Here is a 25,089-nt window from a genome sequence, read left to right as displayed (position 1 = left end):
TGAGGCCTCCTGTTGCGCGGGGAACTAAGGGTTTGATCGATTGTTCCGTCGAGAGAGGTGAATGAATATCACCATGAATATCGCGGCTTCGAGATTTCTGGACGCCTAGATCATGATCTCGCCGCCGGTGACCGGGATGACCGCTCCCGTCATGTAGCTGCCCTCGCTCGAGGCAAGAAGAACATACGCACCAGCGAGTTCTGCCGGTTGACCGGCTCTGCCAATCAACGTCTGCTTTCCAAAAGATTCCGTTTTCTCCGGCGGCATCGTGGAAGGGATCAGCGGTGTCCAGATCGGGCCAGGAGCAACCGCATTAACGCGGATGCCTTTGTCCGCGACCATCTCCGCCAGCCCTGCCGTGAAGTTGGAAACGGCTCCCTTTGTCGCGGCGTAGGCCAGCAGATGCGACGATGGCTGACGGGATTGGATCGATGTCGTATTGATGATCGAGCTGCCGGGTTTCATATGCGGAATTGCAGCCTTAGACAGATAGAAAGGTGCATAGATATTTGTCCGGAATGTTTCGTCCCATTCGGCATCTTCAATCTCGTCGATGCCCGTATAGCTGCGCTGAAACGCGGCGTTGTTAACGAGGATATCGAGACCGCCGAGTTCACCAACGGCCCTGCTGACCAGCTCGATGCAGAATGATTCGCTCTTGATATCTCCGGGTACAAGGATTGCCTTCCTTCCTGACGCCGTGACCCAGCGTTCTGTTTCCTCGGCGTCCTCGTGTTCGCTCAAGTATGAAATCAGAACATCCGCACCTTCCCGCGCAAAGGCGATGGCAACGGCACGGCCGATGCCAGAATCACCTCCAGTGATAAGCGCCACCTTGCCAAAGAGCCGCCCAGAGCCCTTGTACGATTCTTCGCCATGGTCAGGGACCGGCTGCATGAGCTTCGTTTGACCGGGAGGCGCTTGTTCCTGTTTCGGCTGCAGGGGCTTTGGGCGATTGGTGTCCGACATCTACGCGCTCCTTAAAGGTGTCGGTCAGAACCACTGGGACGTCGCTAGGTTCCTGAGTTTGATCAATTTTGATTCAGCACCAACGCGAGTATTTTTTGCAATGATTCCCTTTCGTCTATTTCCCTCGTTCACGACACTGGTCAACATTGGTTCCGCCCTGCCAAAGCAGGGGAAAGAGTTCCCACATATCCGCTGATTTTCGCAGTCAAGACACTAATCCAGTTCGGTCCGTGGTACAGGCCAGGGCAGTTAGCGACAAATGGCTCCTCACGCGAAGTCGCGATAGAGCGGATCAGGGAGCTCGCTCTCCGCGACGACGAGAAATTCGTCAGGAGCGAGACACTCTTCGCAAATCCCGCACCCATCCTCATCCATTAGGGCATGGTGTCCACAACACATGCAGGCACCCCTTTTGCTGAAGCAGTGTTGATCAGCGGCGGGCCGAACGATTCGACGGCGCGGTCGATAACGTCACTGGTTTGGATTTGATCTTCCATCTCGGGCTCCCAGGTCGAGGGCTTTGGATTCGAGATAGGAATTGATGCCGTGGACAAGATTTCTCCGGCAGTTTCCAACGAAAATTATCACGCTTTAAACGTTACCAGCCAACAGCCTGATTTCATTCAATCGGAGGGTGACGAGCAGCTCCCACTGTAGAGCGTCGCATCATTTTCGTGGCCCGCCAGACGCGAGATGCTGGCGCAGAGAGGCGAGCATGGGGCGTTGCCTGTCAGGCGCCGGGGCATGTCCTCCGGTCGCACTGGCGAGATGAAGCGCGTGAAGATCGTCTTCTCCGGAAATCGTTCCGCCAGCTCTTCTATTTGCGAAAGCACCTCATTTATCCACTCGTCATGCCATGGCGTGTCGTCTGCGAACATGCGCTGCATGTCGAACCCAGGTGTCTCCAGTTCCCAAAGTTTGTCATGTCGCTGACTCCGGCACCTTCAACTACGCGCAAGTCGTGGTTCCGAGGGAACAATTTTTCGCAAGCGTGGTTTGAGTCGTGCAATTCAAACCACCCCGCCAAGAGGAGAACCACCATGGCTGAGAAGACACTCGACGATCTGTTCCTCGACACGCTCAAGGACATTTATTTCGCCGAAAAGCAGATCCTGAAAGCACTCCCGAAAATGGCCCGCGCCGCACAGTCGGAAGAAGGCAAGGCCGCGTTCTTGAAGCATCGCGACGAAACCGACGGCCAGATCGAGCGCCTGCAACAGGTGTTCGAAATCATCGGCAAGGCAGCCCGCGGCAAGACCTGTGAAGCGATCCAGGGCATTATTGCGGAGGGTGAGGAGATCATTGACGAATACAAGGGCTCGGTTGCGCTTGACGCTGGACTGATCTCTTCTGCGCAGGCTGTCGAGCATTACGAGATTGCCCGCTACGGTACCTTGAAGTCGTGGGCAGAGCAGCTTGGCTACACTGAAGCCGTTGCCTTGCTTGACGCCAATCTCCAGGAGGAAATCGCCACCGACGAGCTGCTCACCCAGCTCGGTGAGGCTTCGGCGAACCCTAAGGCCGGCAAGAAGAAGGTTGCTTAAAAAGCCCCTACATGATGAAATGCGAGGCCCGCTCTGGCGGGCCTTTTTGCGTTAAAAGAGTAACAGATGACTATCGAAAGCCGCCGGGCCACAATTCAGAAGCTGATCGACTTTGAAGGTATTGCGGGCCGACCAATCGCGGACGATGCCGACTTTTTATCGCTGGCCGAACGCTGGGTAAATCACGAGATAGACATGCCTGAAATGCGTCGGCTCTATCAGGCCGTTCGCGATGAGCGGCGCAAGCGGAAACTGTATCCAGTCCCCACAGCGGAATCCTTCCCCATTGAGCCGCGCCCGTCTTCAGATGAGGCCCCATCTGAAATCGACCGGATCACGCGATGCGATTTCAACGAATGAAAATTTCCACTGTGAGTTTACCAAGTCGGACTCCATCGAGGTCATTCACGGAAAAACCCGCCCCCCAGTCTATTCAGCAATACAACGTCGTTGTCGGAAAAATTCGCTTTTAGCTGCAGCGTTCGTGCGCCCAACTCCCAGTCGCCATACACCGCTCCGGTGCATCGAGGACGCGCCCGGCATATGCGGTTGCGCCCGGCGTCGTGAACGTTCTGATTTCGTTGATCGAGGGTAACCGATCCTCCCCCTGATACCTTGAGATGTGGAACCGATGTAAATATCGTCAGGAAGGTGCCCGTGAAGTTTACCGAGATCGTCTTGTTCCACTCCTCCAGGCTGAGATCATCGATGGGTGCCCAGACGCCGTTGATGCCCGCGTTCGCGACGACCACGTCCAAGCGGCCGTATTGTCAATGAGTTTATCGACCGCGTCCCTCATCTGGGCCTCATCTGAGATGTCGGCATTGAGCAGAACAGCCTTTTGACCATTGTTTTCGATTTCCTTGACCACGTCTTAGAGTTCATTACCGCTGTGGCCGAGGCCCCCGATTGCATAACCATTGGCGGCGAGTGAAAGAACAAACGCCCGTCCGATTCAAGACCCTGCTCCTGTCACCAGTGCGACCCGTCTTCCCACTCAACTTTCCCTTGCCGAAACTTTCGGGTTCGTGGTTGGTTCCGGCGGGTATGTTGTCTCAATCGCCTGTCTGACTATGTGGCGCGGCAACAGGCTTGGATTCCGGCGATCCCCTGAACCGCAGAAAGATCGACAGCACGACCAGAACAGCAGTCGATAGGAACTCGCTCTGCCAATTCTGCAAGGACTCGAACCAAAACTGCGCGCTGCCCAGATGATCCATCATCGACACTGCGGGTTGTCCGTGCATCAGGGCTTCCGCGCTTACCGCTTCGGCGCTGTATCTTAGGTGCAGGAGGAATGTCAGCACGAACAGCGAAGCGAGCGCGACGCCTAGCGAATAAGAATATGCGGACCGCGCCCAGCCTCCCACGCGGACAGGCCAAGGTGCATCCTGACCGCCTGCTTTCGCGGCCGGATCTTCATCCACCTTGGAAGGACCATCCGGATCCTTCGATTCCGCCGAACCGCGCTGGAACAGGAATGCCGTCAGCATCACGTAAGCCGACATCTGCAGGAACTCGGATTCCCAGTTCTCGAACAGCGATGACAAGAAGTGGCCAGAGAATGCGTATGACCGAAGACCGATCTCAGCCGATCCGTGCTCTGCCAGTTCATTGTTAGAAACGAACCAGCCTGTCAGCAGCATCCCGACAATGGTCGCGACGGATAGGCCGATCAGCATGATGGTGAGACCGTTGTCTTTCAGAAACTTCATGGCTTTGCCTGTCAGATACGACGAACTTGTGGGTGTAGATATGGCCTTTGATGGCACCGGCAAGAGTCCGGCAACCCCACGACGGCCTCGTTTTCGTCTCTAAGCGCCATCATTTCGCCGGAAGCCCAGAAGCAAGCCCCATCCTTGCGCAGGTTGCCACCGCTCATCGTTTCCGCGACCTTCGTCAAGTGCTGCGGTCATTTCGCGTTGAGGAACGCCATTTGCCCTGTCTTCCTCGGTAAAGAAAGACGTCGCGGGCATCCCGATCATCTCTTCGGCGCTCCACCCCAAGATCCGGTAAGCGCCTTCGTTCCAGCTCGTGACCAAGCCGTCGAGGTCAAGAGAGATGATCGCATAGTCGATCGCTCCGGCGAAAGACGAGTCAATTTCACCACGGTGGCAGTATTCCTCTTCTTGCAGTCTCGCCGGATTCAGTGAAGCGACTTCACTACGGCACGCATCACAACAGGCGCAGCATTGGCGCTACTCGTACTGGGATTGCCGCTGCTGGTTTTTGTTTGATAACTACGGCCATACGAATGCCGGCAGCTCTCCGACAAATTCCTCGATCCCCGGCTGCGCCCGTTCCCCCGCCGTCACCTTTTCCAGCTCGGCTGTGGCGTAGCTCCAAACTGCCGATCGCCAAACGAAAAGCGCTTCAGCTTCTGCCGCGAACTGCGCGTTCGGGTCGCCACTGTGGCTGACGGCCGACTGAACGCTCTCACAGTCCCGCTCGCTGGCCTTTGATTCCAAATGCGCCTGAATGGCACCGCTATAAGATGCGAGCGCATTTGCCGCCGCTTCTGTGGCACGCGTCAGCTCTCGATAAAAGCGAGAGATTGATGTTACCCATTGACCGTCTCCGTACTTTCGTCCGTTGGCAATGGCACAACACCATCTGCGGGATTGATCAGCACCTCGGACGCTGCGGCGCCTGACTTATGCACCGTGAAAGCTAATAGGTTGCAGAGTCAGAAAACTGGTGCAAAATATTGAATTATGAGACGGTTCAAACATTCCAGCCGAGGAGGAGAATGGAGCATGGAACGACCACAGCGTTTTCCAGACATGATCGCCGTTCTTCGCTCTTGGTATGATCTGGCCGCCCTGCCGTCCTTTGGGCCGAAGGCTCGGGCGGTTTCGCTTGCGTTAGGGGCCGTGGTGCTCTGGGCAACTTGGCCAACCTTGGCAACGTGGGCGCGCCCTACGCCCCCGTTCCTCGTCCTATCTTTGGCCTCGGTTGTGGGTTTCTGCGTCTTCATAATCCGGGCCTCTGCATTTGGCAAAGTAGGTGCCTTCGTGCGCACCTCACCCCGGACGACCCTGCTCGTCGCAGTCGGCCTACTGGTGAACAACATCCTCTATTTCATGGCTATGCCCCGAATTGGGCCTGCCGAGGCCAACGTGATTTCCTACCTCTGGCCGATACTCCTCGTGCTGATTTTGTCGGTCATGCGCCGCACACCGATCCTACCTGGTCAGTGGGGCGGCATCCTCGCCGCTTTCGTGGGTGCCGGCTTGGCAATCGGGCCAACCTTCGCCCGTGGTTTTGACCTGCCTGGCATCACTCTGGCTTTCATGAGTGGCCTGATCTTCGGGGTCTATGCCGCTATCCGTTCGCGCGGGCACGAACCGCATGACGTGATCGGCCCATCCATGGGGCTGATAGCCTTAATCTGCATGGTGCTGCACTTCGCATTCGAGGAACCGACCGCACTCACTGTGGCGCAGTGCTTCGCTATTGCAGCCATCGGCATTGCGCCTTTGACGCTGTCGAACGCGCTCTGGGATCGTGCAAGCCGGAGCGGCCATACTGCTCCAATTTCAGGGATCGCCTACCTGACGCCTTTGGTGGGCCTCCTGCTGCTCACCCTGTTCTGCGTCGCATCCATCTCCTGGCTGACGGTCGCTGGTGCATTGCCGATCGTGTTCGGCGCATACATGGCTTCCCGATCACATTAGTGGCGAACTGCAAATGCTTTGGGACCGCCGTCTAAAAAATCCAGCAGCTCGGGCAGGTGCCACAATGGCGGGTCATCCGATTATGACCGCTTCTGGGCATTCTTGCCATCAAGGTCGTAGCTGCCTTTTTCCGAATGGCCAATCGAGCTTGGTCAATGTGCTGGGAAAACACCGCTTACCATTGATGGGGTTTTAATGAGCATTGTCTTGCGCGCGCACCAGCAGCAGGTAGCGAGAGCCGTTGCCAACTATCAATCCGATATCTCGGCGATCGAAGGAGACATTCGCCTGAGAGCAATGTCTAGCGATGTAACCTATGCTGAAATTGCAGTTCTCCAACGGCTCAGAGACGAGAAAATGCAGATGCTGTACCGCTACGAGAACCTCACGGAGGCGTTGAACGCCGTCCTTGGAGACATTAGCAATGCAGCGGAATACACCCCCGCCACCGGTGAAGGTGGCGGGGCTTGAAAGTTCGAGGCTGGGGCTTCCCCACTCCACGGCGTAGACCGATCTGTTGACCCGTTCCGCGCCTCGCTATCAGGCTTCTGGCCTCCTGTTGGAGCGCCTTGCCATCCAAACCGTTCAACCGGAAACGGCCTTGGTCGCGGCCAGGGAGGTACTGGCTCTCGGGTAACTGGGAGCGCTTTTTCTGTCTCGCTCGAGACAGGACGGGATCCTACCGCCATGGCAATCTATCGCTTGTGCCTTCATAGCGCTTTGCAACCAGCAGGAAGGTTGCGACAACAAGTGGCCCCCGTCGCTTCCCACGGAAGCAGGCCCGGCATGCGCCTTCCCATTTCTTGGCAATCCCGGGACAGGAGTTCTTGCACGTCTTGGCGGATGCTGAGGCCAGACCCGACAGCTAGAGAGGCGATTGGTTGCGGAGCCAGGATTCGAACCTGCGGCACTTCTGGTTATGAGCCAAACGAGCTACCGGGCTGCTCTACTCCGACATGTGGATTGAAAATTCCACGCCGCGCTCCATTTCACTAAGTGGTACACTTAGGAGGAACCAGCATGAACCGGAATACCCTTATTGGCGTTGCAGTTGGCGTCGTGGTTGTGGTCCTTGCGATTGTTTTCCTGATGCCAGGGAGCAATGACACAACGACAAACACAACTACACCGCCGGCTACGACGACCGAGCCGACAACGTCGCAGCCTTCGACTACGGAGCCGTCAACCACGACTTCGACTACAACTCAACCAGCAACAGCGCAGCCCTCGACCACGACACCAGCTCAGTAAAAGGCAAATTGAAGGCGACCATCCTAGCGATAAACGGGTGGTCGCATTTATTTCGACGGAACCGCAGAGTCACTACACTCGTTTCTCCTTAGTAAGGAGATCAGACATGTCCAACGCAAAGGCAAAAATACCGCTCGAAACGAAGTCTGTTTCTCATGGTGGAAGCTATGACGTCGCGTACTTCGCGAAGAAGCATGGGCTATCTATGAAGGAAGCACTGCGTCTGATCAAAGCCCACGGCTCAGACCGCGACGCTGCCGACCGGGCGGCACAAAGGTTTCATCACTAGCGACATGTGGTGGAACCTTGGTCCCACGCGTCAGTTCTGCAGAGCAGTCCGCTCTGAGGAGACAACCATGACGACGTCACCGAAAATTGCCATCGCGCTGCCCCTCCTCATTGCGGTGGCACTCCTTCTCAAATCAATTATTGACTTGAGTTCCGATGCCGATCTACTGGCAACGGGCAAAGGATTGGTCGATTCCGCAGAACCAGGCGGTTAAGGCCGGTTCTCCATTTCGGGACTGCCGCCCGTAACGTCCCATTTCGAAGTGAAGTTCACGAGGAACATTTGTCAGAAGTCTGAGTTCGTTGTTCGAAGGATTTCACGTGCGCAACGGTAAAATAATAGCAGCCCTTATCGTCGGCCTCGTCGTCGTCCTAGCGCTCGTGATATTTCTGCCCGGCCACGGTGATAGAACGCCTGGACAATCATCTAACCGATCAGTCTCAATAGAAAATGCAATTCCTATTTAGGCCGTTGCGAAAGGACACCACGATGGAAACGCCTGAGACCCCAACCGGAGTTGCTCCTTCGGCTGACACTCCTGCGCAAAACCGCCGCAAGGTTGTAGCCGGTCGAGGTGCAGTAATGCTGATCGGCAGTATCGCAGTTGGCGCGTTCATCCTTTACGCGATCATTATGTTGTACGGGATTTTCTATTCCCAGTAGGCACGACCGCTCAGGTGGATCTGCAAATGCCGGGTTGAAAGACATAGCTCACCAGATGGATGAACGCTTACCTGCATTCTCTGGATTTCGTCGGCGCCGAACTGACGCAAATCAGCCGAAGGCGCCCTGCTTTGTTTATACTATGCGGCAACAACTTGATCGACTGCTATATTTGTGTCGTCGATCGAAAGGGGCAAACGTCAATGAAATCTGCTCTCCGTGTTACGTCTGTTCTGGTTTTCCTAAGCACCATTCCGGCATTGGTGGCTTGCTCCGCAGGCTCTGAAGTTCCCAGTGGTAGGTGCGATCCCGCAGCCGCACAGGCACTGGTCGGGCAACCAAAACCGACCGACGAGGAAGTCAAGCAACGCACTGGCGCGACCATTGTACGCCGGATCGCGCCTGGTCAGCCCGTCACCCATGATGTCCGAGATAACAGGGTGACCACGGAGACCGATGCCGCCTCCGGCCGTGTGGTGAGGGCAATCTGCGGGTAATCTTGCGGCGGACAGTTACCTCTATCACCGCAATGAGGTTTTGGTTGGCCCTGCGTGTAAATCCGCTCCGGAACGGACCTGGGATCGAACGGTTTGCCAACAGTTGCGACGGGGCGGAGTGGTTCTCGATACTGGATGTGGATCCGGTGAGCCTATCGCCAGTGACGTAGCAGGGAGGGCCAGAGATTGCTGGCGTGGACCCCAGATGATTGCCCTATGCCGGGCATTCTGCCGGGCTGACGCCTACTAAGGCCGCTCTTGCATCTTATGTCCGACGCGATCCAGAGCCGGTAGCTGGATCACCAGAGAGAGCCCGTCATCGCGCCACTCGCGGGACATCCGACCTCCAAGCTGCTTTTCGACAATGGCGCCGAGAACCACGTTCCCAAATCCCCGTCCCGGCTCTTTTGCCGGTCTTGGGCCGCTGCGCTCGATCCAATTGAGCGTCAAACCGGAACTATTTGGTACCCAGCTCATACCCAAACGTCCTCGCCGTTGTGAGAGCGCACCGTGCACGGCCGCGTTCGCGGAAAGTTCATGGACGACGAGCCCGATAGGCTGGGCGGAAGGTGCCGGGATCATAACAGGGGGGCCTTCGATCTCAATGTTTCGGCTGCCAAAGACTTGGACCTGCGCTCGAATGATGTCGGCCAGCTCCACCTCCTGCCAACCATTTTCGGCAAGAAGGATATGGGTGCGCGACAACGCCTGGACACGCTGCTGGACGGATGCTGCATAACTCGCGGCGTTATCGGACCTGGAAAGGCGGACGATGCTATCGACGATTGCCAGAACATTCTTAGTCCGGTGATCGAATTCAAGAAGCAAACGGTGCTCGGCTTCTTCGAGCGTCTCAACGCGCCGATAGTCGGTGACGTCAATTTGCGACGCGAAATAGTAAGCGAGCTTTCCATGTCATCGTGAATAGGGCTCAGATGCAGCTGGTTCCAGAACGGCGTACCATCCTTCTTATAGTTCAGGATTTCGATCGTGGCCTCGCGCTGTTGAGCAACTGCGGTGCGGATCTGGGCAACCGCTGTCTTCGAGGTCGCTTCTCCCAGCGGAGGCGGCAGTTCCTGCCGAGAAGTTCCTCGGCGGTGTAGCCGGTTAGATTGAGGAAGGCATCGTTGGCAAGAACGATGGGATAATCAGGTTGCCGCGCGTCGGAGACCACCATTGGCGTTCTCGTGCGCTGAAACGCGAAGGCGGAAAGCTCTTTTCGATCAGCCATCCCTTGGTTTGTCGCCGCAGCGGGGAGATCTCCATGAATGTCGGATGGCACGGGATTGGACACGTTTGGCCTCGAAAATTGCTCAAGGTCCAAAACGCAGACAGGGGCGAATAGTTTCTCATCCCGCGTACAGATGTCGACAAGCTCGCTGATAAAGCGCCGATCGCCTCCCTGCTATGGAGGTCCCGACGGCGGCTAACGAGATACGGCCGCAGCGGCAAGAGCGTTATTCAACTGGTCCTGCGTAAACGGCTTGGATAACCGCGCTAACCCGGCACCCTCTCCTCCTGGCAGTTCAGCGTAACCGGTGGCCAGGATCACGTTGAGTTCAGGATGCTTCTCGGCCACTTGCCTTGCCAGCTCCGCTCCCGTCATTTGGGGCATAGCGTGGTCGGTAATTAGGATGTCCGGTAGCGGCCCCAGTTCGAGACGCCGAAGCGCGTCCTCCCCTGAACTTGCTTCGATCACAGTGTGTCCAAGGTCCTCCAACATCAAGACCGTGTTCATTAAGACAAGGCTGTCGTCGTCGACCGCCATAACCGTCATGGGAGATACCGGAGCGGACGACGGTATCTCCGCGACAGGTTCGGGCACAGCGCTAATGTCTACCACAGGAAGCCACAGCTCGGCTGTGGTGCCCTGCCCTGATTTCGACTTCATGATCAGGCGCCCGCCGGACTGAGCCATCAAGCCCTGCACCATCGGCAACCCGAGACCGGTTCCTTTGCCGATGCCCTTCGTGGTGAAGAACGGCGTCGTGGCCTTCTCCAGTGTTGCCGCGTCCATGCCTGCACCCTCGTCTTTGACAGAGAGGCAGACGTATTCGCCAGCGGCAAGGTCCGGATCCTGTTTCTCTTTTAGCATGTGTTTGCGAGCTGAGATCGAGATCATCCCCCCGTCCGGCATGGCGTCCCGGGCGTTGACCACCAGATTGAGCAGCGCACTTTCGAGCTGGTTCGGGTCGGACAGTACCGGCGGCAGGAAAAGCGGAAACGTGGTACTGATTTCTATGGATCCAGCGTCCCGATGTTCTCGTGGGGCGCCCTCGCGGGGGCCATGACTTTCCAGGCGTAAAGCGACATTTGTTGTCACCCTTTATATTGGGTTAGTTTTTGGCGCAACTCGTGCCGGCGGGCCGATCGGACAGCTCGCTATCACTTATCGTCGCCGGCTGGTGTATTCTTGCTAACGAATGTGCTTGCCGGGCCCTTGGAGACGACCACATCACCTTGGACACCGTCGTGGCCGAGATCAACATCGTCGAGATCAAGCGATTCCGGTTGCGAATTGGGCTTGGCGATCGCCGGCGTTGGAAACGGGGCGGTCTTAGGATCGTCACGGGTCATTTTTACATCCTCCAATCAGTGCCGCGCTAACCGGGTTGCCGTCTACAAGTTCCGCAGGACGGAACTTTAACCTTGCCGGTCGGTTAGGGTCCGCTATGGCAGGAGACACGAATGGCCGTTCAGCTTTCGCTCGAAGACAATGACATCGCGCCCACAACCGGAACGGGTTCGGGCGTTCTCGCCTTTGCACCCGATCTTGCCTATCTGCGCCTGTCGATCGTCAATGTTGTTCTCTACGGAGATCCAACGAAGAGTGACGGTTGGGTTCTGATTGACGCGGGCCTGCCGACGTCCAAAGGCAGCATTATTGACGCTGCGGAACATCGCTTCGGCCGCAACACCAGGCCGTCAGCCATCCTCATGACACATGGACATTTTGACCACGCCGGATCTCTTGAAGCATTGGCGCGGCATTGGGATGTACCAGTTTATGCCCATCCTCTGGAATTCCCCTACCTCAACGGACAGGCCTCCTATCCACCAGCAGATCCTCTGGTCGGCGGTGGTCTGATGGCGTTGCTCTCTCCCCTGTTTCCGCGTTCGCCCGTCAATGTCGGCGAGTCGCTGCGTATACTTCCGGCAGACCGCACATTGCCGGCGATGCCGGGATGGGTATGGCTTCACACGCCTGGACATGCGCCAGGCCACATCTCGTTATGGCGCGAGAGTGACCGCACTCTGATTTCTGGTGATGCAATCGTAACAACAGGCCAGGAGTCGGTTTACGAAGCGATTATGCAGACCCCCGAGATGCACGGACCGCCGCGTTACTTCACGCCCGATTGGGACGAGGCCGAGCAATCGGTCAAGCGCCTCGCCGCGCTGCAACCAGAGTTGATCATCAGCGGCCATGGCCAGCCAGTCAGGGGGCCGAGTGTGAGGAAACGGCTGCACGAGCTGGCAACGAATTTTCGAGATATTGCCGTTCCTAAAGGGCGGCCTTAGGCCCATGATTCAGCTGAGCCGGGCAAGAGCGAAAACGAGACCTATCGATAGAGGTCAAAACTGCCGCGACGGTCGTTAAAAACTCCGAGGCCGCGCGTTTGACGGAACATCCGGCACTGCGGAAACCTCCCAACCATCTTTGCCAGCTAGCTTTGCTTGATACAGCAAGCGATCCGCTTGAGAGATCAAAAGGTCGAGATCGTCCTTTCTCGCAGACCACACGCCGCCGACGGTCGCGCGAACATTTGCAACGGCGTCGCCGATTACGATAGGGATGCGCATGGCCTCCACTGCGCGCCCCGCGATGGCGCTGCCGGAAGCCAGATCTCCTGCCACCACGATTTGGCAATACAACGACGCTGAGCGCGGCCGAATATCCACGGCAGCAAAGCAACTCTCGAGAGAGATTATAGGCTCCGCGACGGAATTCGTGCCCACCCGCAGCATCAAATTGCCCTCTCGCGAGTTTTGTATCAACCCATCAGGATACAATCATGCGCACAGATCAATGGCTTTCCCTTCTCATTATCGCAGTGATGATGGGCGCGTTCCTATGGGGGCGATATCGGTACGATGTCGTCGCTGTCGGATCCCTTCTGGCGGCGATCGCGGTGGGTATTGTACCGGCGCATGATGCGTTCTCGGGGTTTTCAGATGACATCGTCATTATCGTCGGTAGCGCGCTGGTCGTCAGCGCGGCCATTTCAAGATCGGGCGTGATGGATGTCGCGTTACGGCGCTTGTCGCCGGAGCGGCGCGGCCCGCGGACGCAGCTGATCATCCTGGTAATTATCGTCGCCGTGCTTTCCGCGTTCATCAAAAATATCGGCGCCCTCGCGATCATGATCCCGGTGGCCATGCAGATGGCCCGGAAATCGAGCGTGTCGCCGTCTATGTTTTTGATGCCGATGTCGTTTGCATCTCTCCTCGGCGGACTGATGACGCAGATCGGAACATCACCGAACATCATCGTATCACGGGTTCGCGAAGAGATCACCGGTCAACCTTTCACCATGTTCGACTACACCCCGGTCGGGCTGGCACTCACGGTGGCGGGCGTCCTTTTTCTCGGCCTCTGTTACAAATTGCTTCCAGAACGAGCGCGGCAGGAAGCCTCGATGAATGAGGCGGTAAAAATCAAAAACTACACGACTGAGGCCCGGATTACCTCCTTGTCCGGTGCAATCGGCCAGTCGGTGAGCTGGCTGCAGAAACCGGGCGGTGGCGATGCGATGGTTACGGCAATCATCGGCGACGGTGGTCAAAAACGAACTCCGCTTCCTGACACAATCTTGAAAGATGGCGACCTTCTGATAATCGAGGGTGAGCAAAGCGCGCTCGACAAGATTGTCAGCGAGGCGAAGCTCCAGCTGTCCGATCGAGTCGTCGCGCCTGACGAGGCCATAGACATCACCTCTGTCGAAGCGATCGTCGGCGAGCATTCACGCCTTATCGGCCTGAGCGCGAAGGACGTTTCACTCTTCGACAACACCGGTCTCAACCTGCTCGCCGTCAGCCGTCGTGACAAACGTTTCACGGAACGCTTAGGCGAAATCAAGATCCGCAACGGCGACGTCGTCGTTCTCCAAGGAGATCTGCAAGCCCTTCCCGATCTCCTGCGAGAATGGGGATGCCTGCCGCTCGTCGAGCGCGACCTGAAGCTGGGCAGTGCCCGCAACGCTATCCTTCCTGTCCTTATTCTTGCCGCGGCAATGGGCGCAACGGCGTTCGGGGGTGTGCCCGTTGCGGCTGGTTTCTTCGCGGCCGCGTTCTTCATGGTCGTAAGCGGGTCTTTGCCCCTCCGTGAGGTCTATCGACATCTCGACGCACCGATCCTGATCATGCTCGCCGCACTCATTCCAATCAGCGACTCGCTGAAAACCACCGGAACGACGGATATCATCGCCAACTTGCTATCGCGCACGGCCGAGATGTTGCCGCCTAATGGTGCGCTGGCTCTGATTATGGTCGCAGCCATGGCGGTCACGCCGTTTCTCAACAACGCGGCCACCGTTCTGGTTATGGCCCCGATCGCTGCCACCTTCGCATCGAAGCTAGGGTTCGAGCCGGACGCATTTCTGATGGCGGTCGCTATTGGCGCCGGCTGTGATTTTTTGACGCCCATCGGCCACCAGTGCAATACGCTGGTGATGGGTCCAGGCGGATACCGGTTCGGCGACTACGCCCGTTTGGGCCTGCCCCTGTCCTTCATCGTTCTCATCGTCAGCGTTCCCATGTTACTGCTTGTCTGGCCGATATAGACCACAGAAACTCGGCTTTAAAAACATGCGGTATTCGAGGATTGTACCATGGAAAGGTTGATCGGAGTGAATCCGGGGACTGAGACGGATGAACATCGGACGAGTCCGCCTTTGCAGGTAACTTCATCTGAGAAGGTCAATGCGGTCATCCACTACTATCGCGGTGAGATGGCCAGGATGACGAGCTGGCGAGATCGGATTGACCGCACGTCCAACTGGGCGATCACCGTCGTCGCGGCATTGGTTTCGATTTCTCTTTCGACGCCGACATCGCATCATGGCGTCATCCTGTTCGGTATGCTGATCATCTCGCTGCTCTTGTTGATCGAAGCCGGGCGGTATCGGTTCTTCGATGTCTATCGCAGCCGAGCGAGGCAGCTCGAACGTTATTATTTTGCGCAGGTCATGAGCCCCCAGGCGGAGCTCACGTCCGACTGGGCAAGCGCGATCGCCAAAGTCTTAGGAAACCGACATTCTTCATCACCTATCGCGAGGCCGTCTTTCGGCGCATCCGGCGGAATTACACGTGGATGTACCTCATTCTCGTCATGGCGTGGGGGCTCAAGATCTCGTCGCCGAAACTGATGCCGAACGACAGGGGCGCCGAAGTCGTTAATCGCTGGAGCGATGTAGTGACGAACGCATCGCTTGGACCTGTGCCCGGGTGGATTGTGCTTGCAAGCGTTCTGATCCTGTACGGAGCCGTTCTCGTTGACTCGCTGTTTCCTGAAACCGACGATGGCGAGTTTGCGTTTGGCGATGCGCATGTATGACCCGCGCCACCTGTCGCCGGACCCACATAGTTTAAAGCCCTATCTGGCTGAAGTCGCACTGCGACGGCTTCTTGTCCGGTCGCCAACGCAGAAGCTTGGTTCCGTGGCGGAACCGGCGGCCGGTGATCTGATCGAATTTGACTTCCACAACCAGTTCGGCTCTGAGCGGCTCCCATTCGGAAGATCGGTCTGTCGTCCAACGGCTCGGTCCGCCAGGAGCCTTACCGGTAAATCCCGGAGCATCCCTCAGCGCTTCAAGTCTCGCCGTCAGTGCAGGCTTTTCGATGTCGGCAATCGCAGACGTAAAACCGACGTGGTCGAGTTGGCCGCCATCGTTGTAAAGGCCGAGCAGGAGCGAACCCACCAGCTTACTGTCTTTCTCATACCGAAACCCGCCGACAACGCAGTCCGCGGTCCGCAGGCGCTTGACCTTCGTCATCGCCCGCTCCCCGGATCGATAAGGTTCATCGATCCGCTTGCAGACCACGCCATCGGTATCCTCACCCGATCCGGAGAGCCATGTCTCCGCCACGCGCAAGTCCCTGGTCGCCGGCGAGATGATAAAGTGAGTTGGATCGGCCTTAATCCCGTCACAGAAAACTATCAAGCGCTCGCGGCGATATGCAAGATCTCTGTCCAGAACTGGCGTGCCATCCGTATCCATGAGCATGTCGAAGACGATGAGCCTGCTAGGGGTTTCTCGCGACAATTTGCGGATCCGGCTTTCGGCTGGATGCAAGCGCATCTGCAGAGCGTCGAAAGAAAGCTTCCCTTCCAGTTCGATCACCAATTCCCCATCAATAACGAAGTCAGGCACTGAAAGATCGGCGAGCAACGCCACCATTTCCGGGAAATAGCGGCCGAGCGGCTTTCCGGATTTAGCTCGAAGATCCACCGATGAGCCGTTCTTGAACACGATACACCTAAAACCATCCCATTTCGGCTCGTATTGCCAACCTTCCCCGGACGGAAGAGCTTTAGCCAATTTGGCTTCCATCGGCTCAGTCTCGACGGGCAGGCCATATAACGTTGAAGGTGAGTGATTAGGCGCGCTGGACTCTGCCACGGCTACCAGAGCCTCTTGGAGCGAGCGTCCCGTGTGGCAACATGAACCAGCACCGCAGTCGACAGAAGGATGGTAGAGACCAAAGCCGCTATCGATAACAGTCCGCCATTGGTGATTTGAGCATTTGCCTTCAAACCGGCGGTCTCGGTGAATGCCAATGAAACCTTCGCACGCTGACGTTGATTTAAAAAACCCCCATCACGAACGCCGACCGGCGCAGCAACCTCACGATGGCTCATCGTTTCTTCTCCAGATCGGCTTCGACTTTTGTACGGCTATTGCCGACGTCCTTGACGGCACCTTTTAAGGCATCCGTTGTAACGCCCTCTTTTTTGGCTTTGTAGCGAACCCCGTGGTCCTGGCCGCCTGCGACGCGTGCCCGGTCCTGCGCTCTGCCTCCTTTGGTGCTCGACACTTCTACTTCTCCTATTTGAACGAGTGAACTTCCCACCAGTTTGGAAGTTCCACGCTGGCAATCCCGCGGGTCAGTCAGCCCTTGGGAAGCTCAAGAAGTTCTATGAGACGCCTGGCGTTTTTGATTGAATGGCCATCGCGATCGTTGTTGAAATAGGCCCACACGGTCTTGGCGCCACTTCGCTTGATGCGGTCCACCCATACAATGAGCTCGTCGTCCGTATAGTCATGCCGATACCACTGCGTCGTCCCATGGAACCGGACGTAGATGTCATCGGCGGTCCGAACCAGTTCGTCGGGCAACCGCGGACCACTGCACGAACAGAAAATCGCCCCTGCGGACTTGAAGGCCTCGAAGACATCCTCGTTCCACCAACTCTTGTGCCGGAACTCAACGACGTTCCTTCGACAAGGGTCAAGCTGCGACAGGATCGAATGCAGCATGGCCGGGGTATAGCGCACGCTGGGTGGCAGCTGAAACAGGAAGCAACCCATTTGCGGGCCGAGAAGATCAGCGATATACCCAAAATCCTCAACCAGAATCCTCGTGTCGTCAAACCGCTTGATATGCGTGATGAGCTCGCAGACCTTTATGGTGTAGACGAAACCAGGCCCGGCCTGGCGGATCCAGTTTTTCACAGCTCCGATCGTCGGCCAGGAATAAAATGGCGCATTGAGTTCGACCGTCCTGAAGTGGTCCTGGTAGATTGCAAAATACTGGCCCGATGGAGCATCGGCCGGATAGAATTTGCCTTTCCAATGCCAATAATACCAGCCGCAGCACCCGATGTGGACGCCACCGGCCACCTGATCCTTTGCTGGATCAGCAGCCGACTTGGATTTGGCAAGCCGAGACTGGTGCATTTTGGCGGCGCGATCGATATTCGCATCGCGTTGCTTCTGGCGACGCTCGGCGCGCCTAGCCCGCCGCGCCACGACGTCTTCGGCGGTGCGCTCGGCCATTCTAACCGCCCCCCCACCACGATGAGCGGATAGAATGTGTCAGCGCGCGCACGAGCAATCGCATCATGCGTCCTGTGAGATTTCCTCGAGCGCTTCAGTCGCGAGATCGCCCTGATGCTCGATCGCTATGTCCCCAAGCGAGATGATGCCGGAAAGCTTCCCTTCGCCGCTGAAAACGACGAGCCGGCGCATCTGAAGCTCGGCCATCCGTCTTGCGGCCTCGGCAATGTCGTCGTCTTCCAGGCAGCTTTCGACCCCTTCGGTCATGACGTCGGAAGCCGGCGTCAAGCCATCCTTGCGCTCGGCGACGACTCGTATGACAATGTCCCGATCGGTAATCATCCCGACGACGACATGATCTTCGATCACTGGGATGGCGCCGCTGTCGATCTCGGACATCATTCGAGCCACGTCTTCGACTGAATCGGTCGGCTTGGCTGATATCACCTGGACCGTCATGAATTCTCTGACCTTCACACGTACTCTCCCATGGACTTTGTTTGACCGGTTTGCGTGGCAGCTTTTGGCCGCAGCCTCATCCTCAGCGACAACCGATAACTTCCGGGACTGCGCACGGTTCCCTTCTTGCAAACCGTATTCAGACTGTTGCGGCTGCGCACTCGACGAACGTGCTTGGCAATGTTCCTATCGCGAAAGAGTGAGAGAGCGTCACATGGTTTACGAGTGGGATCCGGCAAAGGCCCGAAGGGCACACGTCTTGAAAATCCTCGCTGCCTGGGGAGCAGCGGTGACCGTCGCCGGCTTCCCGGTTTTGGTTCTCATCCATGCGCTGTCTCTCAGCAACTGATCTATTTGGATCCACCCTTCAACTTGTCGGACCAATGCCGATCGTTCGTTCAGGCGGTTAAGACCGTTGTTGCCGCGACCCCAGCCTGTCCCATCGCATGGCTGATCTGATCACGTCTCCGGCGGCATACAGGCCCCGCACGCTTGTGCGCTGCGATTGGCGACGCAAATGCAAGCTCCCTCCTGATGCCACTGCCCGGGCATCGACGGCGAAATCGGATCTTATGTCCGGCCTTAAAGCGTGGATCGAGCGTCACCGATATCCACAGCCTACCGTCGAACGGCGGCGCTGTCGGTGGCGATTGGTTGATCTTTATGCTCGGGACGCTCGGCCGTTTCGTCGATAATGCGCGCGCCGCGTTGCCGAGTGAGGTACCGCCCGGCCCATTGAATGGCAACGAGAAGGCGCTTCTCGAAATTGATGAGGAGATAGACGTGAACGAGTGCCCAAAGCAGCCAGGCTACCCGCCCTTTCAACGTCCATTTTCCAAAGTCGAAGACGGCGGCGTTCCGCCCGATCACCGCCGTATTGCCGCGGTTCTTGAATTGGAAGCCTGCCACGGCTCTACCCGTTCGCAGGGTTTTTCCAAGGTATGTTCCTTGTTGCTTAGCGACTTGTGCTAGACCGGGCAGAACCTTTCCATCCGACCCGGCCAGCGCAGATGTGTCGCCGATGGCGTAGATGCCGTCAAACCCGATGACACGGAGACAATCGTCGACCGGTATTCGCCCACCGGCGACGCCCGGTATCCCCAGCCATGAATGGGCGGGGGAGGCCTTGACGCCCGCGCCCCACATGATCAATCCGGCCGGGACGAACGCGCCTTCGATATGGGCTCCGTCGGCGCGAATGTCGATCACCCGCTTGCCTGTGCGCACTTCGACGCCGATATTTTCGAGGTAGGATTTCGCGTACGCGGAAAGATGGTCAGGAAAGGCGGCGAGTATGCGGTGGTCCCGCCTCCACGAGGATCACCCTAAGATTGTCGGGCTGCAGGTTTCGAAAGTCGCGGCTGATCATAAAGCGGCCGAGTTCGGAGATCGCCGGCCATTTCGACGCCCGTCGGTCCACCGCCGATGACGATGCTGGTGAGCAACGCCTGTTTGTCGGCTTCGCTCTTCGCCCACTCCGCTCTTTCGAATGCCAGAATCAGGCGATGACGGATCTGCCGCGCCTCGTGAATGCTCTTCAGGCCGGGTGCAAACTTTCGCCATTCCTCGTGTCCGAAATAGTTGTAGTTGGAACCGGTGGCGATGACGAGCTGATCGTAGGAAATCGGACTGCCATCAGACAGCGACACCGTGCGCGCCGGCGGATCTATGCCGACCACTTCTGCCATGATCATGTGGATGTTCTTGAAACGGGCAAGCGTTTTGCGGATCGGTTCGGCAATATCTGCCGGCGAAAGGGCCGCGGTCGCCACTTGATAAAGCAGCGGCTGAAAGAGGTTGTGATTGCGGCGGTCAACGACCGTGACGCCGGTATCCGGTGCGTTCCCTAGTTCCATGGCACACGCCAGACCGCCGAAACCACCGCCAATAATGACGACATGGCGAAACGCACGGTATCGACGCCAAGGCCAGGTCGGTCGTTACTCAGAGTCATCTTCGGCTCCGTCGGTTGTTTCTCGGATGCTGCCGTCTATCTAACCGATGCGTCATGTGGGGAGGCCAAAGCAACGCAGCGAGAGCAAGTCTTCAAACGTAAAGTTTGCCCCCAAGAAAAGGAACGACCACACCGGTCGCGTCGCGAAGACGAGGCCCAACGCAAAAGCTGCCCAAATCATCGCTGTGCTGGCTTCACGTAACATCTCAGCCATTGCGTTTCCTCATCAACAATTTGCCGATGACGAGCATCACGCCGCCCCATGCTAGAAAACCGAGGTCCCAGTAGAGCCACTCCCCGCGAGGGACGGTTTCATTGACGTGGTGTAAGCCTAGCACCTGATGGTCGATGACGCCTTCGACGAGGTTGAACACACCGAAGCCGATGAGCATCGTCGCGATAAGGTCGCCTGCCGACCAGCGAAAATGGCTACGGCGACCGGACCGCCACAGGATAAAGAGGCCGACAAGGACAAAGACGTAGGTACCAGAGTGGAAGATACCGTCCCAGAAGGTGTTGAGTTCAAGGTTCTCAATCGACGTGATCGGGTACCAGGAGCTCAGCATATGATGCCATTGCAGAAGCTGATGGAGAACGATGCCGTCGAAAAAGCCTCCAAGGCTCAAGCCTAAGAGCAGCCCGGCGGACAGCGGGAAGCTTCGAGTGGGGCGCTCCAATCCTGTCATGCGAGTACCTTGGCCGAGACCGCGGCTTCGACAAACGCGCTGCGGGCAAGCTCGGGGTTGCCATGCCTTGCGACCGCATCGACGCAGCGGCGCTTGGCCAAGGCATATTCCGACCGGCTGCTGGATGGCCAGCGATGGAGAAGTGCTGCCAATGCCGCGTCCGGCCCGCCGATCCGTTCCCGCATTCCGTTCCCAATCCGGACGAAGACGGGCGATTGCCACTTTACCTTGAAATTGACGTCGATGACCCTGTCCATAAATTACCTCTGTTAAAATCGTACCGACAAACCCTCGCATGGGATGCAAGTTCCCTAGCCTCCTCGACTAAGTGCACAAACTGACCGCGCCCCGCTCCGCGAGGACCTATGGAACCGAGGGCCGCGCCTCAACCATGTCAGTATCAAAACGCGGCAAGCCACGTCGGGCGGGTTCTATGCTTGGGAATTTGAGAAGCACGGAGGCAAGCTGCATGTCAGGGTCGAGGGAAGTTCAGCTTCAACCCTTCGATCTCCCAAATCACGGCTGCCGTGAAAAATGCGGGATCGCTAATATTCCGGATCTCGTTGAAGACCGTATTCACGCGGGAACGCCGGGCCTGTGCCGGACGAGTGGAGAGAGCCATTCACGCAGTACTTTCCCTATGCTCCAGCGAACATGAGACCCGACACTCAACCGCCCCTTCGGGATGAGCCGCGATCGTCTAAGCTACTCCCTGGGACACGCTCGGTAGTCGCTTTTGACACCCTCGAAGCGGCGAAACTCGACGCTGAAAGCAGCCTGTTCGAGATGGCCTCGGAAGCCCTCGCTCCCGGGGAAAAGCCCAACGTACGGTCGATCGACATTACCGATAGCGCTGGTACGATCCTGGCAAAAGTCGTCCTCGACCAAGCTGGCTAAGTAGCGCCCAACGATAAGTCGCGCTATATCTGAGGGAAGTCTACTTTAAATTACTTTATTGACGCGCCTCCCAATGGGCGTACGCTTACCCACCGGTCTCACGAAGCATACCTCGGCTGTGACCGCTTGGGAGTTGACTGCTCTCGCCCAACTACGGGGGAACCGTCATGACTCTGAACAATTTCTCTATTCGGAAACCAAATACCGTCCTCATCGTCGAGGATGAGCCTCTGATCGCGCTTGATATCGAGCAGACCTTGATGAATGCGGGTCATATCTGTGAGATCCACACATCGAACGGCGACGCACTGCGATTGCTGGAACACAATACACCCGCTTCGGCCATTTTGGATATAGCCCTCAAGGACGGCTCAAGCGAACAGATTGCGCGCTCGCTTGTCTGCAGAAACATTCCATTCTTGATCTGTTCGGGCTCACGCAGTGACGACATGGCCGACGTCTTTAGGCATGCCACGTGGTTGCCGAAACCATTCGAGCCATCGCGCCTTCTCGACACCGTGGCAGATGTGATCGCGCAACGCGCGATTCAGGGTGAAATGGAGCAACGGGCATGACGGAGGGCGAAATCAAAAAGCGCCGCCGTCGTGGCGCTTCACCCCGCGGCGAATTTGAAGCAGCAAAGAGCTTCGCAACCGCAAGCGAAGATGCTCGGATCGCGGCTGATAAGCGCAAGTCAGAGGTGTTGCGAATGGCGCGCCTCCAGCGTGAACAGGAACATTCCCAGGCGTAATTTCGGTCAGCGAGCTGCGGAAACACCACAAGTGCGACCTAGAAAGCGGGACGGACCGAGGATGAGCACTCGCCATCGGGAATTCGTAACGATAATGAAGAGGATTTAGAGGTAGGCAGTGGTTCAGGTGTCAGATGCTGCCAATGTCGTTGGCCACGGCGGGCTGCGTGGCCTGTTGAGCACACTGCGGCAGTTTCGAAAGGGCTTGGGCTCGATCTAAAGTACTTGAGAGATTGTAGAGGCACCGCTGAACTGCATAAATCTTGAGGCCAGCGGACGCTCGATTGCTGTGGGAAATGTGCGCGCGCTCCTGCTCATCTGCCGCCGAAGCTCGGTCACATAACCCACATTGCAATGTGGCATGGTCCACTCCACGGTCGAGGGAGAGGGCTGAAATGCGCGAGAAGAAACTCAGAGAGATCGAAAAGATCGCTGCGGCGATCAAGGAGCTGGCCAATCCTGGCATGAGCCCAAAGGAGCTTATCGACGCTGTCAGGGAACATTTCCCTGAGGCGACTAAAAAGGAGATCGCTAGAGCTGCCTTTCTCAGCGTGATCCACTCCGCCGAGCATGATCCAGCATTTTCTCAGGAACTGCACGACCTCGCGATGGAAACGCGAGACACCTAGTTCTGCCGGTCCGCGTTCCTTGTCCGCGTATTCCGTATAGAGGCTGGGCGCGAAGGCGGATTTGCTTCCTCCGGTGAACGTGAAACTCTTTAGCTAACCTTCGATGGCATGCTGAAGGTGAAGCACGTTTCTTGCTCGTCGGAAGATACATCGATCCGCCCCCCGTGCGCCTGGGCGATCTGCGACGCGATGTAGAGTCCCAGCCCGAGACCCTGCACACCAGCCTTGCCGTCGCCGCGCTTGAATGGAAGGAACAGTTTCTCGATCTGCTCAACAGGAATAGGACGCCCGCCGTTCGTGACGCAGATCTCGATCGTGCCTACCTTCGAATGAGCCGAGACCTCGATCGGTGCGAACGGATCGCCGTGAGTGACGGCGTTCGAGAGAAGGTTCGACGTCATCTGCGCAATGCGCAGATGATCAGCGACAACTGTTGGCGGCAGGTCGAAGCCTGCTGATATTACCCGATCAGGATGCGCAACCTTCACCTCCTCGACCACATGGGCCAGGGTTTCAGCAAGGTCTCCTTCCGAGGTTGCAAGGACTAATCCGCCCCCCATTCTGGCGCGGGCGAGATCCATCACGTTTTCAACGAGGCCGGCCATCCTCGAGATGCTGGATTTCATCAGCTTCAGAACGACGGGGCTTCTATCCGTCCAACCCTCCTTCAAGAGGCGGCTAGTTCCGGCATCGACAGCTGCTATGGGGTTGCGCAGATCGTGGCCGAGAACGGCGATAAACTGTTCGCGCAGTTCGGCGAGTTCTCTCTCGCGCGCAAGACTTTCCTGGGTTGTTCGAAGGCGGGCTTCCGCGTCGAGATGATGTGCGATCAGTTCGGCGAAAAGCTTGAAGGCAGCGAGAACCTCGGGAGTCTTGACCTTGGCCGGATTTGGATCGATGGAGCACAGCGTTCCCCAGAATGAGCCGTTGCCGAGGATGATCGGCTCGGAGATATAGCTTCTGAGGCCATAAATCCGGGGAGTGTGGTGATCACGATACTGTGGATCCTCGGCAGCATCATCAAACACGATAGTCTGACGATGGCCTCGGATTTCGTTGCAGAGCGTGCTCTCCAGCGGCAACTCGTCGCCGGGTTTCAGCCCGAAGCGGACTGGATCGAGCACCTGGCAGGCGACCCAGCGCGTGTCGGTCACACGAGCCACCGCTGCGAAGCCCATCCCTGTCATGCGCAGGACGACATCGAGGATCGTAGGGACGGAGGCTATTCCGGCTACGCGGATTATATCTGACGCGAAATCTGACGGGTGCGGATCTTCCGCCGGGGTGGATTTGGGTTCGGGGATGGTGCCGGAGAGAGAAGCGATGGCGTCGACGTTCGCCAGGGCGGTCGCTGCCGCGTCGGCCAAGGCTTCGAGCGTTTCCACTTCCCATTCTGCGGGAGTGTAAGGCTGCGACCAGTAGGCTCCAATCGCTGCAACCGGATTCTCGACGTTTACAGGCGCCATGGCTAGCGCCCGGACGAATGTCCCGGCGTACAGCTCGTGTGGGATCCGGTCGTCTGCAGAGATGTCCGGAACGACAGCCGTTTCCCTGTTAAGCATCGCCCACCCGCTGACGCACGCAGATGCCGGGAATTTCTGACCCTTCCAAAGAGGGCCGATCGCATCTTCCTCGACGTAGTGACAGAGGTCGCCATCCTTGAGAATGACGGCGATACCTTCGCAGCCGATCAGCGATCGCGCGGTCACTCGGATGGTCGCGATCACCTCGTCGCTGCTCCGCGCCCTGCTGACGGTCGCGAGCGCCTTCGTCAGTGTTGCAAGCGGTGTGGAAGGTCTGGTCCGCTGATCCATGGATAAGCGT

The 25,089-nt window shown here is 57.4% G+C and carries 33 protein-coding genes, 1 tRNA gene and 4 pseudogenes; 16 read left to right on the top strand and 22 right to left on the bottom strand.

All coding sequences use genetic code 11. The annotated features are described in order from the left end of the window. Positions 1 to 105: 105 nt before the first annotated feature. From PYR65_RS27270 to PYR65_RS30640, 3 genes and pseudogenes are all read right to left on the bottom strand, one after another. The gene (locus PYR65_RS27270; RefSeq protein ID WP_276121906.1) at positions 106 to 969 is read right to left on the bottom strand and encodes an SDR family oxidoreductase; all 864 of its coding nucleotides are present in this window, start codon (positions 967 to 969) and stop codon (positions 106 to 108) included. Positions 970 to 1,343: 374 nt separating this feature from the next. Continuing rightward, complete coding sequence (locus tag PYR65_RS27265; RefSeq protein WP_276121905.1) at positions 1,344 to 1,466, bottom strand: hypothetical protein; 123 nt, start codon at positions 1,464 to 1,466, stop codon at positions 1,344 to 1,346. A 243-nt stretch (positions 1,467 to 1,709) separates the two neighbouring features. Then, a pseudogene (locus tag PYR65_RS30640) lies at positions 1,710 to 1,894 on the bottom strand (cysteine hydrolase); the annotation flags it as partial. Between the two features lie 115 nt (positions 1,895 to 2,009). Between PYR65_RS30640 and PYR65_RS27260 the strand changes: the two are divergent. Next, positions 2,010 to 2,513: a YciE/YciF ferroxidase family protein gene (locus PYR65_RS27260; RefSeq protein WP_276121904.1), complete on the top strand. Its 504-nt coding sequence runs from the start codon at positions 2,010 to 2,012 to the stop codon at positions 2,511 to 2,513. A 66-nt stretch (positions 2,514 to 2,579) separates the two neighbouring features. Continuing rightward, on the top strand, positions 2,580 to 2,873 hold the full coding sequence (locus PYR65_RS27255) for a hypothetical protein (protein ID WP_276121903.1): 294 nt from the start codon (positions 2,580 to 2,582) through the stop codon (positions 2,871 to 2,873). A 41-nt stretch (positions 2,874 to 2,914) separates the two neighbouring features. Here the strand turns inward: PYR65_RS27255 and PYR65_RS27250 are convergent, their stop codons facing one another. The 4 genes and pseudogenes from PYR65_RS27250 to PYR65_RS27235 all read right to left on the bottom strand — a co-directional run bounded on the left by PYR65_RS27250 (position 2,915) and on the right by PYR65_RS27235 (position 5,068). Then, entirely contained in the window at positions 2,915 to 3,265 is a 351-nt protein-coding gene (locus PYR65_RS27250) for an SDR family NAD(P)-dependent oxidoreductase (RefSeq protein WP_276122344.1), read from the bottom strand. 303 nt (positions 3,266 to 3,568) lie between these two features. Further along, on the bottom strand, positions 3,569 to 4,228 hold the full coding sequence (locus tag PYR65_RS27245) for a DUF6766 family protein (protein WP_276121902.1): 660 nt from the start codon (positions 4,226 to 4,228) through the stop codon (positions 3,569 to 3,571). A 74-nt stretch (positions 4,229 to 4,302) separates the two neighbouring features. Then, positions 4,303 to 4,648, bottom strand: a pseudogene (locus PYR65_RS27240) (PAS domain-containing protein); the annotation flags it as partial. Positions 4,649 to 4,753: 105 nt separating this feature from the next. Continuing rightward, positions 4,754 to 5,068, bottom strand: coding sequence for a hypothetical protein (locus PYR65_RS27235; protein ID WP_276122343.1), 315 nt, complete (start codon positions 5,066 to 5,068; stop codon positions 4,754 to 4,756). Between the two features lie 201 nt (positions 5,069 to 5,269). On the opposite strand from PYR65_RS27235, the gene PYR65_RS27230 reads away from it, so the two are divergent. Continuing rightward, positions 5,270 to 6,190, top strand: coding sequence for a DMT family transporter (locus PYR65_RS27230; RefSeq protein WP_276121901.1), 921 nt, complete (start codon positions 5,270 to 5,272; stop codon positions 6,188 to 6,190). Positions 6,191 to 6,385: 195 nt separating this feature from the next. Further along, entirely contained in the window at positions 6,386 to 6,661 is a 276-nt protein-coding gene (locus PYR65_RS27225) for a hypothetical protein (protein ID WP_276121900.1), read from the top strand. Positions 6,662 to 7,068: 407 nt separating this feature from the next. Here PYR65_RS27225 and PYR65_RS27220 read toward each other — a convergent pair. Further along, positions 7,069 to 7,147: transfer RNA gene (locus tag PYR65_RS27220), tRNA-Met, on the bottom strand. Positions 7,148 to 7,547: 400 nt separating this feature from the next. On the opposite strand from PYR65_RS27220, the gene PYR65_RS27215 reads away from it, so the two are divergent. From PYR65_RS27215 to PYR65_RS27200, 4 genes are all read left to right on the top strand, one after another. Further along, positions 7,548 to 7,730 carry a DUF3606 domain-containing protein gene (locus PYR65_RS27215; RefSeq protein WP_276121899.1) on the top strand — a complete coding sequence of 61 codons (183 nt, stop codon included), beginning with the start codon at positions 7,548 to 7,550 and terminating at the stop codon, positions 7,728 to 7,730. Between the two features lie 67 nt (positions 7,731 to 7,797). Further along, positions 7,798 to 7,944, top strand: coding sequence for a hypothetical protein (locus PYR65_RS27210; RefSeq protein WP_276121898.1), 147 nt, complete (start codon positions 7,798 to 7,800; stop codon positions 7,942 to 7,944). A gap of 275 nt (positions 7,945 to 8,219) precedes the next feature. Next, positions 8,220 to 8,393, top strand: coding sequence for a hypothetical protein (locus PYR65_RS27205; protein ID WP_276121897.1), 174 nt, complete (start codon positions 8,220 to 8,222; stop codon positions 8,391 to 8,393). 59 nt (positions 8,394 to 8,452) lie between these two features. Further along, positions 8,453 to 8,890, top strand: coding sequence for an I78 family peptidase inhibitor (locus tag PYR65_RS27200; protein ID WP_328518518.1), 438 nt, complete (start codon positions 8,453 to 8,455; stop codon positions 8,888 to 8,890). Between the two features lie 246 nt (positions 8,891 to 9,136). Here the strand turns inward: PYR65_RS27200 and lov are convergent. The 3 genes and pseudogenes from lov to PYR65_RS27185 form a co-directional block, all read right to left on the bottom strand. Further along, positions 9,137 to 10,121 (bottom strand): annotated as a pseudogene (gene lov, locus PYR65_RS27195) (blue-light-activated histidine kinase). A 195-nt stretch (positions 10,122 to 10,316) separates the two neighbouring features. After that, entirely contained in the window at positions 10,317 to 11,213 is an 897-nt protein-coding gene (locus PYR65_RS27190; RefSeq protein ID WP_276121896.1) for an ATP-binding protein, read from the bottom strand. A gap of 62 nt (positions 11,214 to 11,275) precedes the next feature. Then, the gene (locus tag PYR65_RS27185) at positions 11,276 to 11,467 is read right to left on the bottom strand and encodes a hypothetical protein (protein WP_276121895.1); all 192 of its coding nucleotides are present in this window, start codon (positions 11,465 to 11,467) and stop codon (positions 11,276 to 11,278) included. 111 nt (positions 11,468 to 11,578) lie between these two features. Between PYR65_RS27185 and PYR65_RS27180 the strand changes: the two genes are divergently transcribed. Next, positions 11,579 to 12,412: an MBL fold metallo-hydrolase gene (locus tag PYR65_RS27180; protein WP_276121894.1), complete on the top strand. Its 834-nt coding sequence runs from the start codon at positions 11,579 to 11,581 to the stop codon at positions 12,410 to 12,412. A 75-nt stretch (positions 12,413 to 12,487) separates the two neighbouring features. Here the strand turns inward: PYR65_RS27180 and PYR65_RS27175 are convergent, their stop codons facing one another. Next, complete coding sequence (locus PYR65_RS27175) at positions 12,488 to 12,859, bottom strand: nucleotidyl cyclase domain-containing protein (protein WP_276121893.1); 372 nt, start codon at positions 12,857 to 12,859, stop codon at positions 12,488 to 12,490. A gap of 47 nt (positions 12,860 to 12,906) precedes the next feature. On the opposite strand from PYR65_RS27175, the gene PYR65_RS27170 reads away from it, so the two are divergent. Beyond that, entirely contained in the window at positions 12,907 to 14,673 is a 1,767-nt protein-coding gene (locus PYR65_RS27170; RefSeq protein WP_276121892.1) for an SLC13 family permease, read from the top strand. Positions 14,674 to 14,721: 48 nt separating this feature from the next. Then, positions 14,722 to 15,446, top strand: a pseudogene (locus PYR65_RS27165) (DUF2270 domain-containing protein). Positions 15,447 to 15,477: 31 nt separating this feature from the next. Here the strand turns inward: PYR65_RS27165 and PYR65_RS27160 are convergent. The 5 genes from PYR65_RS27160 to PYR65_RS27140 all read right to left on the bottom strand — a co-directional run bounded on the left by PYR65_RS27160 (position 15,478) and on the right by PYR65_RS27140 (position 18,366). Then, complete coding sequence (locus PYR65_RS27160) at positions 15,478 to 16,443, bottom strand: ATP-dependent DNA ligase (protein WP_276121891.1); 966 nt, start codon at positions 16,441 to 16,443, stop codon at positions 15,478 to 15,480. 71 nt (positions 16,444 to 16,514) lie between these two features. Further along, positions 16,515 to 16,751, bottom strand: coding sequence for a hypothetical protein (locus PYR65_RS27155; protein ID WP_276121890.1), 237 nt, complete (start codon positions 16,749 to 16,751; stop codon positions 16,515 to 16,517). Further along, positions 16,748 to 16,927, bottom strand: a complete 180-nt coding sequence (locus PYR65_RS27150) for a DUF3606 domain-containing protein (protein WP_276121889.1) — start codon at positions 16,925 to 16,927, stop codon at positions 16,748 to 16,750. Before PYR65_RS27150 ends, PYR65_RS27155 begins: the two co-directional genes overlap by 4 nt. Before the next feature lie 74 nt (positions 16,928 to 17,001). After that, positions 17,002 to 17,889, bottom strand: a complete 888-nt coding sequence (locus PYR65_RS27145) for a DUF72 domain-containing protein (RefSeq protein ID WP_276121888.1) — start codon at positions 17,887 to 17,889, stop codon at positions 17,002 to 17,004. 63 nt (positions 17,890 to 17,952) lie between these two features. Continuing rightward, entirely contained in the window at positions 17,953 to 18,366 is a 414-nt protein-coding gene (locus tag PYR65_RS27140; RefSeq protein ID WP_276121887.1) for a CBS domain-containing protein, read from the bottom strand. A gap of 196 nt (positions 18,367 to 18,562) precedes the next feature. Here PYR65_RS27140 and PYR65_RS27135 point away from each other — a divergent pair, with 196 nt between their 5' ends. Further along, entirely contained in the window at positions 18,563 to 18,697 is a 135-nt protein-coding gene (locus PYR65_RS27135; protein ID WP_276121886.1) for a hypothetical protein, read from the top strand. A 269-nt stretch (positions 18,698 to 18,966) separates the two neighbouring features. Here PYR65_RS27135 and PYR65_RS27130 read toward each other — a convergent pair whose 3' ends face one another. The 4 genes from PYR65_RS27130 to PYR65_RS27115 form a co-directional block, all read right to left on the bottom strand. Then, a complete protein-coding gene (locus PYR65_RS27130) occupies positions 18,967 to 19,644 on the bottom strand; it encodes an NAD(P)/FAD-dependent oxidoreductase (RefSeq protein ID WP_276122341.1) in 678 nt (225 codons plus the stop codon). 29 nt (positions 19,645 to 19,673) lie between these two features. Beyond that, positions 19,674 to 20,204 carry an NAD(P)/FAD-dependent oxidoreductase gene (locus PYR65_RS27125; RefSeq protein ID WP_276121885.1) on the bottom strand — a complete coding sequence of 177 codons (531 nt, stop codon included), beginning with the start codon at positions 20,202 to 20,204 and terminating at the stop codon, positions 19,674 to 19,676. A gap of 304 nt (positions 20,205 to 20,508) precedes the next feature. After that, positions 20,509 to 20,988: a DUF2243 domain-containing protein gene (locus PYR65_RS27120; RefSeq protein ID WP_276121884.1), complete on the bottom strand. Its 480-nt coding sequence runs from the start codon at positions 20,986 to 20,988 to the stop codon at positions 20,509 to 20,511. Next, positions 20,985 to 21,245, bottom strand: a complete 261-nt coding sequence (locus PYR65_RS27115; protein ID WP_276121883.1) for a DUF982 domain-containing protein — start codon at positions 21,243 to 21,245, stop codon at positions 20,985 to 20,987. Before PYR65_RS27115 ends, PYR65_RS27120 begins: the two co-directional genes overlap by 4 nt. 397 nt (positions 21,246 to 21,642) lie before the next feature. On the opposite strand from PYR65_RS27115, the gene PYR65_RS30635 reads away from it, so the two are divergent. The 4 genes from PYR65_RS30635 to PYR65_RS27100 all read left to right on the top strand — a co-directional run bounded on the left by PYR65_RS30635 (position 21,643) and on the right by PYR65_RS27100 (position 23,265). Then, the gene (locus tag PYR65_RS30635; RefSeq protein WP_407951362.1) at positions 21,643 to 21,885 is read left to right on the top strand and encodes a DUF6894 family protein; all 243 of its coding nucleotides are present in this window, start codon (positions 21,643 to 21,645) and stop codon (positions 21,883 to 21,885) included. Between the two features lie 167 nt (positions 21,886 to 22,052). Continuing rightward, a complete protein-coding gene (locus tag PYR65_RS27110) occupies positions 22,053 to 22,460 on the top strand; it encodes a response regulator (RefSeq protein ID WP_276121882.1) in 408 nt (135 codons plus the stop codon). Then, complete coding sequence (locus PYR65_RS27105) at positions 22,457 to 22,636, top strand: hypothetical protein (RefSeq protein ID WP_276121881.1); 180 nt, start codon at positions 22,457 to 22,459, stop codon at positions 22,634 to 22,636. The genes PYR65_RS27110 and PYR65_RS27105 overlap by 4 nt, the downstream gene beginning before the upstream one ends. 395 nt (positions 22,637 to 23,031) lie before the next feature. Continuing rightward, positions 23,032 to 23,265: a hypothetical protein gene (locus PYR65_RS27100; protein WP_276121880.1), complete on the top strand. Its 234-nt coding sequence runs from the start codon at positions 23,032 to 23,034 to the stop codon at positions 23,263 to 23,265. Positions 23,266 to 23,354: 89 nt separating this feature from the next. On the opposite strand, the gene PYR65_RS30495 is transcribed toward PYR65_RS27100, so the two are convergent. After that, positions 23,355 to 25,079 carry a sensor histidine kinase gene (locus PYR65_RS30495; RefSeq protein ID WP_328518517.1) on the bottom strand — a complete coding sequence of 575 codons (1,725 nt, stop codon included), beginning with the start codon at positions 25,077 to 25,079 and terminating at the stop codon, positions 23,355 to 23,357. Positions 25,080 to 25,089 lie beyond the last annotated feature (10 nt).

Origin of the sequence: Pararhizobium qamdonense (assembly GCF_029277445.1) — a bacterium.
Classification (GTDB): Bacteria; Pseudomonadota; Alphaproteobacteria; order Rhizobiales; family Rhizobiaceae; genus Pararhizobium; species Pararhizobium qamdonense.
Note: the sequence above shows the minus strand (reverse complement) of the source record. Positions and strands in the feature narration are given on the sequence as shown.